Origin of the sequence: Actinomadura meyerae, assembly GCF_900188445.1 — a bacterium.
In the GTDB taxonomy this organism is placed as follows: Bacteria; Actinomycetota; Actinomycetes; order Streptosporangiales; family Streptosporangiaceae; genus Spirillospora; species Spirillospora meyerae.
Genome location: NZ_FZOR01000080.1, coordinates 1 through 7,330, shown reverse-complemented (window position 1 = coordinate 7,330; position 7,330 = coordinate 1). Strand labels below are relative to the sequence as shown.

The window sequence follows — 7,330 nt, the reverse complement described above, 5'->3', positions numbered from 1 at the left end:
TGCGGAAGGCCCGCTGCTCACCCAGCCGCCTGACCGCCATCGTCCAGGCCATCCTCACTCTTCACCATCAGGCCGAATGAGGTTGGAATCAGCTCCGTGATCATGGACGCGGATTCCGTACGTGGTGTCAATCGGCGGCGGCTGCTCAGGTGGGGCGGCGGGCTGGCGGCCACCGGCGCGGTGACGGCCGCCGTGCCGCTGATGGGCGCCCGGCCTGGGCATGCCGCAGCCACCGGACGTCCCGGCCCGGCCGGCGCCGACGACATTCCACCGGCCACCCGTCCCGGCGGGGCCTACGACAGGTACGTGGCGAAGCTGGCCGCCGAGGGCAAGTTCTCCGGCGTGGTGCTGCTGTCTCACAAAGGCCGGACGGTGCTGTCGCGCAGCTACGGCATGGCCGACAAGGAGAAGGGGATCCGCAACCACGAGGGCATCGCCTTCAACCTCAGCTCGGCGGGCAAACCGTTCCACGCGGTGGCCGTCTTGCAACTGGCACAGCAGGGCAAGCTGAAACTGTCGGACACGGTGGGCACCCACCTGACGGGCTTCGCCGACAACATCGCCGAGCAGGTGACCGTCCATCATCTGCTGTCCGGCACCTCCGGGTTGGAAAGCCCGGAGGAGGACGTGGAACGCGTCTTCCAAAGCCGGACGGAAGTGCACGAGTTCTACGAGGCTCGGGCCCGGCAAGCGAAACTGGTGGACGTGCCAGGCGTCCCCAACACCAGGCACGCGGAGGCGGAGGTCACCATTTCCGCGCTGATCGTGGAGGCCGTGGCCGGCACGACGTACTGGGACTACGTCCAGGAGAACATCTTCGAGCGCTGCGGCATGAGGGACTCCGCGTTCTACACGCGGCCGCAGTGGCTCACCGACAAGCACATCGCCCACCCGTACATGTCGCTGGCCGACGGCAGCGTGGTCGACGCCGTCCGCAACCTGGACAAGAGCAGCCCGCACCCGAGCGTGCTCGGCAAGAACCCGGGCCGCGCCTTCATCGACGCTCCCGGCGACGGCGGCTTCGTCACCGCGCCTGATCTCGTCCGGTTCGCGAACGGGCTGGGCGACGGCACGCTGCTGGACCGGCCCTGGGCGGACGTCCTCACCAGCGCCAAGATCCCCCACGGACCGGCGTCCTTCGGCGCGTACGGGATCCCGATCTCCATCGTCGGCGGGCAGTGGATGTACCAGCGCGCCGGCGGCAACCCCGGTGTCGCCGCCAACTGGGACATCTACCCGTACACCGGTTGGGTCGGTGTCATCCTCGGCAACAACGACGGCGTGCCGCTGCAGGAGATGATCGGGCAGGAGATGCAGGCCATCACCGGTGTCCCGGCCGGCGGAGGCTCGGGCGGCTGAGGGAACCACGTCCATGCCCCGTCGCGCGATCTGCCGGCCCGTAGACGGCCCAGGTCAGCCCTACGCCGCTGACCTGGGCACTCCTCAGATCGCAGGACGGCCCCTCAAACCGGTTGGCCGATCCCGGAGAGGACGGCCGCGGTGATGTCCGCCAGCCGTCGCGCGGCGGCGGGGTCGAAGGGCGCGCCGTCCACGTCGATCTTGGTGTGCTGCATGTAGGCGCTCAGCGGTTCGGGGTCGGGATCGTCGAGGTGGCGTCGCAGCATGTCCACGGCCGCGTCGACCGGCTGGCCGCGGTCGTGCATTCCGGCGACCAGCGCTGCGTCCGCCTCGCTGTAGTCGCCGGTGAATCCGGTGGCGGTCAGGCCGGGATGCGCGAGGACGTAACGGATCCGGGTACCGGGGTGCGCGGCGGTGAATGCGACGCCGCCGAGGTCGCTGAGTTTGCCGCATTGCGCCATGACCCGGTCCGGCCGGTAGTCGCGGGTGAACTGCGGGTCGTCCCAGTTCATCGCGGACAGGTCGGTGCCCGGTCCGGCCAGGTTGAGGATCACAGGCCGTTCCGCCGCCTCCAGCCGGTCGGCCAGGCCATGGCTGAACAGATGGCGGCTGAGGTGGAAGAGCGCGAAGTTGTGCTCGATGCCCTCGGCTGTCTCGCCGCGGGTCGAGCGGTAGTAGCGCGCGGCGAGCACCAGGGCGTCCACGACCGGGTGACTCCGCGCGATCTCGGCCACGACGCGCCGGTTCTCGGCCACGAGGCTCAGATCGGCCCGGATGTAGGCGGCACGCTCGCCGGAGCCGATGGCCGCGGCCTCCTCCAGGAACCGGCGGCCCTTGTCCGGGTCGCTGCCGACGACGACCACCCGGTCGCCCCGGCCTAGGTAGTGGAGGCCCAGTCCCTTGCCGATGCCGTCGGTGCCCCCGGTGATCACGATGGTCCTCATGACGCCTCCTAAGTAGACTCGCGAGTCTAATCGAACAGCCTTGCCAGGATAGCCTCGTCCCAGCGGACCACTAGCCTGGCGAGTCTGGTTCGGTGAACGTCCGGGTATGCTGCGGCCATGACCCCACAGCCGGGCAGGGGCCGCATCGACAAGCGGAACGACATCCTGGACGCCGCGTTCAGCGTGTTCGCGCGCGAGGGCTACCCGCAGGCCCGGGTCGATCAGATCGCGGCGGAGGCGGGAGTCGCCAAGGCCACCGTCTACAACCACTTCGGCGACAAGGAGAAGCTGCTCCGCGCGACCATCGCCGCGCTCTCAGAGCGGGCACTGGCCCGCAACCTGGCCGCGGTGGCACTGCTGGCCAAGGCGGGTGACGACCTGCCCGCCACGCTGACCGCCGTCGGGGTCCAGCTCGTCGACTGCTACTGCGACCCGCAGTCGTGGGCACTGAGGCGCCTGCTGTACGCGGAGACTCCGCAGTTCCCCGACCTGCTGGAACTGACCCAGGTCGGCGTCGCAGAACCGGTCACCCAAGCGCTCGCCGACCGGCTCGCCCGCTTGGCTCTGGAAGGCCGCATCGCCATTTCCGACCCGGCGCTGGCCGCCGAACACTTCACGGCGCTGCTGACCGGGCCGCTGGAGGCACGGTCACGCTTCGGCACCCGCAACGTCCCCCGCCGCGAACGCAAGGCCATCACAGAATCCGCGGTGGCCACATTCCTCAGCGCCTTCGCACCCCGCCAAGCCCTTGCCCGGCCGATCAAAGAGCCCTGACCTCCGCAGGTACCGAACTCACCTACCGCGGCAACAGTTCACGGTCGAGGGTCGGTGCGCAGAAGGGAGTAGCGGACGCCGTCGCGCCAAGCGCCGTCACGGAACACGACGCCGCGGATGACGCCCTCCCAGCGGCTTCGCAGCGCAGTCGCAAAGGTCGCCTTCTACGGATCGGCTGCCACGTCCGAAGGCCTGAACGTCAGCAGTCCCCGGAACTTGGAACTGGATGAAGAACGACTTCGCGAACTGGATGAGGCATGGGTTCCCGTAATCACTGCCGACGGCCCAGGCATCCTCGTCTGGCAGAACTCTGATTAGCGCGGCGCGCACAGCCCCGCGCGGCCATCTCGTCTGCCATCTCCCCGCCCTCCACCAGGCAGCGAGCCCAAGCCGCAACAAAGCCAACAAACTCCTTCCGACGTGCCATGATGCCCGGATGGATCTTCAGGCCATCGAGATGGTGACGGATCGCCTCGCCGCAGAGTTCTCCATCCGGCCTCCGGAAGTCACCCACGGTGAGGTGCCACGGTCGATGCGGCTCGGCGTCCGCGCGAAGATCTGGGGAAAGAGACTCCGGCTGGTGATCGGTTCTGCCTCCGAACGCCTTGAGCCGGACGAGCTGGAAGGGGAACTGGCGTCCGCAATGGCCACGTTCACCCTTCGCCGCGGTTACCTCGCGCGATCCTTTCTAAGCTTGGGAGCAGTCCTCGCCTGCGAGGCCGTCGTCCTGGCACTGAGCGCGAACGCCCCTCGCTGGTGGCAAGACCTGACCGTCTGCTTGAGCGCGGCGGCCTTCGTCGCGGTGATCATCGTGCACTACCGGGGCTTGGTCTACCGGGCGGATCGCAAGGTCACGGAAGTACTCGGCGCACGTCCCCTCCTCGCCGTCCTCGCCGCCGAACGCCGGATCCCATCGAACGGTATGGCCTACCTCTGGGCTCTGCCCGACGCAGACCGTCGCGCCGCCCGCATAACCCCCTCGACCATCACCAACGGATAGAAGACGCACCCCGCCTCCGAACCGTTTCTGCACCCCCGGCAGCTCCGCTTGATCGCCGGTGTCAGCGGAAGATGAGGCGGGCGGCGGTGGTGATGTTGTCGCGGGCCTCTTGGGTGCTGGCGCGGGTAGTGGTCAGGTCCAGGAGGCAGGCGAGCAGGACGTGGCCGAGGGTGAAGGCCTTCCCCTCGGTGTCGTCCCAGGCGGGGTCATTCAGGGCGGCGCGGACGAGGGCGGTGAACAGTTCGCGCCAGATCGTCAGGCCGCCGCCGCTGATGTCGGGTGAGCTGACGGCGCTCATCACCGCCGACAGCAGCGGCAGCTCGGCGGCGGCCCAGTCGACGAGGTCGGCGAACCCGGCGGCCACGCGCTCGGGCACGGTGCCGGTATAGGCGGCCGCAGTCAGGCCCGCGATGGACTGCTGCGACCAGTCGATCATCAGGTGCAGCAGCAGATGGTCCTTGGAGGGGAAATACCGGTAGACCGTGGCCGGGGTGGTGCCCGCCCGCTCCGCGACCGCCCGGATCGTGGTGGCCGGGTAGCCGCCGCCGCGGGCCAGCTCGCGGGCGGCGGCCAGGATCCGCTCCCGCCGGGCCCGCTCGGACTCCTTCAGCGGCCGGTTGACGGTGAGCGTGGAACGGCCGCGCTCCACGGCCGGCAGCGGATTGTCCAACTCCGATCAGCCTTCCCGCAGACGATAACGTGAACTATAACGTGTTATATGAAGGCTCCTGTGGTCTCCGAGGACCTGTTCTCCCCCGAAGCGCTGGCCGACCCCTACCCCCGGTACCAGCGGCTGCGGGAGCGCGGCCCGGTGCATCTGCTGCCCGAGCTGGGCCTACACCTGGTGGTGGCGCACGAGCAGGTCCTGCGGGCGCTGGAGGATCCGGCGGTGTTCTCCAGCAACCTCGCCGGGCTGCTGGCCGCCGGCCCCGGCGGAACCGCCTTCATGGACATGGGCGGCGCGGCCGTCGACGTGCTGGCGACCGCCGACCCGCCTCGCCACACCGGCCAGCGCGCCACCGTCGCCCCGGCGCTCACCAGACGCACGGTCGCCGAGCTGACCGGCCAGATCCAGGACCTGCTGCATCCGAGGGTGACCGCCCTGGCGCGCCGCGGCGGCGGAGACTGGATGGACGAGGTCGCCGTGCCCGTCCCCGTCCTCGTGATCAGCCGGATCCTCGGACTGCCCGAATCCGACGCCGGCCAGATCGCCGCCTGGTCGGACGCCGCGATCGAGCTGCTCAGCGGCCTGGCCGGCCCCGACCGGATGATGCAGTTGGCCGAGCAGCTCCTACAGGTGATGCACTACCTCGATGAGCAGCTGACCCGCTCTGCCGCCCGCCCTTGCGGCGGCCTGCTCGACGTCCTCGCCCAAGACCACACGCTCACTCAGGACGAACGCGTCCAGATGGCGCTCCAGCTCATCACCGCCGGCAGCGAATCGACCACCAGCCTGCTGGGCGCCACCGCCCGCGCCCTCGCCGACGACCCCGCCCTGGCGGACCGGCTCCGCGACGACCCCGGCCAGATCGAGGCGTTCGTGGAGGAGACACTGCGCCTGCATAGCCCCTTCCGCGGCCACTTCCGCGTCACCACCCGCGACACCGAACTCGGCGGCGTGCATCTGCCCGCCCGATCTCGCCTGATGCTGCTGTGGGGCGCGGTCAACCGTGACCCCGCCGCCTACCCGACCCCGCACACCCTCGACCTGCACCGGCCGGCGATCAAATCGCACACCGCGTTCGGCCGCGGCATCCACTTCTGCATCGGCGCCCACCTGGCCCGCCTGGAAGCCGTCCTGGCCACCCGCGCCCTCCTGGACGAAGGCGCCTTCCACGCCACCTCACCCGCCCAGTACGTGCCCAGCCTCATGATCCGCCGCCTCACCCACCTCAACCTGGCCTTCACCCCCTCCAACGCCGAGTGATCCACCCACCACTGCCCAGGACACAGGCGTTGCCGGACGTCACTGGTAGACGGCGCGGGCACCGCCGGTATTCGACCCATTCTGAGGATGCATTACCCCGACGTTGGGTCGCGTGGGGGGCTTTGAGCGCGACGGCCGACAGAGCTGCCAGTGCGTCGGTCATATGGTGGCGTGACACGCTTGCGGCCTAGGCTGACCTTGTGTCCGTGGATCTCACCGCAACTGTCCGTCGACCAGTCGCGTTGGCCCAGGTATTGGAAGCCGAGCGTGACGTACTGAAGATGCTACTGGCGACCGATTCACTTCCTGATCTGGTGGTTGTCGATGGCCGGAAGCATGAGCGCGGGATCCAGGTCGCGCCGGGCCACCCGATGACGGCGGCGGAACTTGCAACGGTGATGGTCGGTGAAGCCATAACTCCTGGGCCGGACGGGGTATCTGGGGCTCGGTTTTTCGAGTTGGATGTGACGGGGTTCGAAGAACGAACGGGAATCATGTTCTTCGACTTTCACTATGACGGTGGCGAGGACGAGGAAAATCTTCCGGTGCAGGCTTCGGTGAGCCCAACCCGCACCTGCGTGGGAGTGGTGGTCGCGGCGGGGTTCGCCCTGGCCGCGGCGATCGAGGGGCGTGGCGAGTTCATCGACGAGACTCGGATGCTGCAACCACCGGTGGATGACCCTCGGCTCTTTATCGAGCAGACACGGCTTCGAGAGGCGGGCAACGACTTCGCTACTCAGTGTGAGAGGTTTCTGCGCCAGTTCCCCACTCTCGCAGGATGGCCGCCGGATCGGTGCATCCCCCGCAATTGACCACCCACCGACGTCTTCCGCCTATACGCGCCCGACGTCTGCCGGGTGGCATGATCGGTGTCATGCTGGTCATCCAACGGGTTCGCATCGTCTGGACCGGACGTGGCAGAGGTGCGCCTGAGCCTCGATCCACCGGGTGATTGCTGTTCAGGTTGCGGAAACGACAAAAGGGATGCCCCGTGGCCTGCGATGATGGGCTTGTCTAAGGTCCAGCAGCGCAGAAGCAACGAGGCATCCCGTAAGTGCAATCCTCTCATGTCTCATCGGCGGTGGCTGCCGCGTTCGACGAGCCGAACTTGATCGCCGATGCCGGGCTGGTGCCGGTGGTGCGGCTGGCCGAGCGGGCGGGGTTGCCCGAGCTGGCGGCCGAGGTGCTGCGCATCGGCGGTGCGCGCAACAGCGCCGGCGCCGCCCCGGCGGCGAAGGTGATGTCGCTGGTGGCGGCGATGTGCGCCGGAGCCGACAGCATCGATGACACCGACCGGTTGCGGCATGGGGCGATGCCGACCGCGTT

General features: G+C 68.8%; 8 protein-coding genes and 1 pseudogene. 7 read left to right on the top strand and 2 right to left on the bottom strand.

The genetic code is table 11. The features are described 5' to 3' along the window. Window positions 1-102 precede the first annotated feature (102 nt). Entirely contained in the window at window positions 103-1,359 is a 1,257-nt protein-coding gene (locus CHF16_RS38750) for a serine hydrolase domain-containing protein (protein WP_089331183.1), read from the top strand. Window positions 1,360-1,463: 104 nt separating this feature from the next. Here CHF16_RS38750 and CHF16_RS38745 read toward each other — a convergent pair whose 3' ends face one another. Beyond that, a complete protein-coding gene (locus CHF16_RS38745) occupies window positions 1,464-2,303 on the bottom strand; it encodes an SDR family NAD(P)-dependent oxidoreductase (RefSeq protein WP_089331182.1) in 840 nt (279 codons plus the stop codon). 117 nt (window positions 2,304-2,420) lie between these two features. Here CHF16_RS38745 and CHF16_RS38740 point away from each other — a divergent pair, with 117 nt between their 5' ends. From CHF16_RS38740 to CHF16_RS38735, 3 genes are all read left to right on the top strand, one after another. Further along, window positions 2,421-3,077: a TetR/AcrR family transcriptional regulator gene (locus CHF16_RS38740; protein ID WP_089331181.1), complete on the top strand. Its 657-nt coding sequence runs from the start codon at window positions 2,421-2,423 to the stop codon at window positions 3,075-3,077. A 117-nt stretch (window positions 3,078-3,194) separates the two neighbouring features. Beyond that, on the top strand, window positions 3,195-3,395 hold the full coding sequence (locus CHF16_RS42275) for a DUF6210 family protein (RefSeq protein WP_425427549.1): 201 nt from the start codon (window positions 3,195-3,197) through the stop codon (window positions 3,393-3,395). A 118-nt stretch (window positions 3,396-3,513) separates the two neighbouring features. Then, window positions 3,514-4,077, top strand: coding sequence for a hypothetical protein (locus CHF16_RS38735; RefSeq protein WP_089331180.1), 564 nt, complete (start codon window positions 3,514-3,516; stop codon window positions 4,075-4,077). A gap of 61 nt (window positions 4,078-4,138) precedes the next feature. Here CHF16_RS38735 and CHF16_RS38730 read toward each other — a convergent pair whose 3' ends face one another. Further along, window positions 4,139-4,747 carry a TetR/AcrR family transcriptional regulator gene (locus CHF16_RS38730; RefSeq protein WP_089331179.1) on the bottom strand — a complete coding sequence of 203 codons (609 nt, stop codon included), beginning with the start codon at window positions 4,745-4,747 and terminating at the stop codon, window positions 4,139-4,141. Window positions 4,748-4,795: 48 nt separating this feature from the next. Here CHF16_RS38730 and CHF16_RS38725 point away from each other — a divergent pair, with 48 nt between their 5' ends. The 3 genes and pseudogenes from CHF16_RS38725 to CHF16_RS38715 all read left to right on the top strand — a co-directional run. Continuing rightward, the gene (locus CHF16_RS38725) at window positions 4,796-6,004 is read left to right on the top strand and encodes a cytochrome P450 (RefSeq protein ID WP_089331178.1); all 1,209 of its coding nucleotides are present in this window, start codon (window positions 4,796-4,798) and stop codon (window positions 6,002-6,004) included. 206 nt (window positions 6,005-6,210) lie between these two features. Continuing rightward, entirely contained in the window at window positions 6,211-6,816 is a 606-nt protein-coding gene (locus CHF16_RS38720) for a hypothetical protein (RefSeq protein ID WP_143228342.1), read from the top strand. Window positions 6,817-7,085: 269 nt separating this feature from the next. Then, window positions 7,086-7,330, top strand: a pseudogene (locus CHF16_RS38715) (IS1380 family transposase); the annotation flags it as partial.

Coding starts and splice junctions, on each gene's coding strand:
- CHF16_RS38740 (WP_089331181.1), top strand. CDS start 2,421: ATGACCCCACAGCCGGGCAGGGGCCGCATCGACAAGCGGAACGACATC.
- CHF16_RS42275 (WP_425427549.1), top strand. CDS start 3,195: ATGACGCCCTCCCAGCGGCTTCGCAGCGCAGTCGCAAAGGTCGCCTTC.
- CHF16_RS38725 (WP_089331178.1), top strand. CDS start 4,796: ATGAAGGCTCCTGTGGTCTCCGAGGACCTGTTCTCCCCCGAAGCGCTG.
- CHF16_RS38750 (WP_089331183.1), top strand. CDS start 103: ATGGACGCGGATTCCGTACGTGGTGTCAATCGGCGGCGGCTGCTCAGG.
- CHF16_RS38745 (WP_089331182.1), bottom strand. CDS start 2,303: ATGAGGACCATCGTGATCACCGGGGGCACCGACGGCATCGGCAAGGGA.
- CHF16_RS38735 (WP_089331180.1), top strand. CDS start 3,514: ATGGATCTTCAGGCCATCGAGATGGTGACGGATCGCCTCGCCGCAGAG.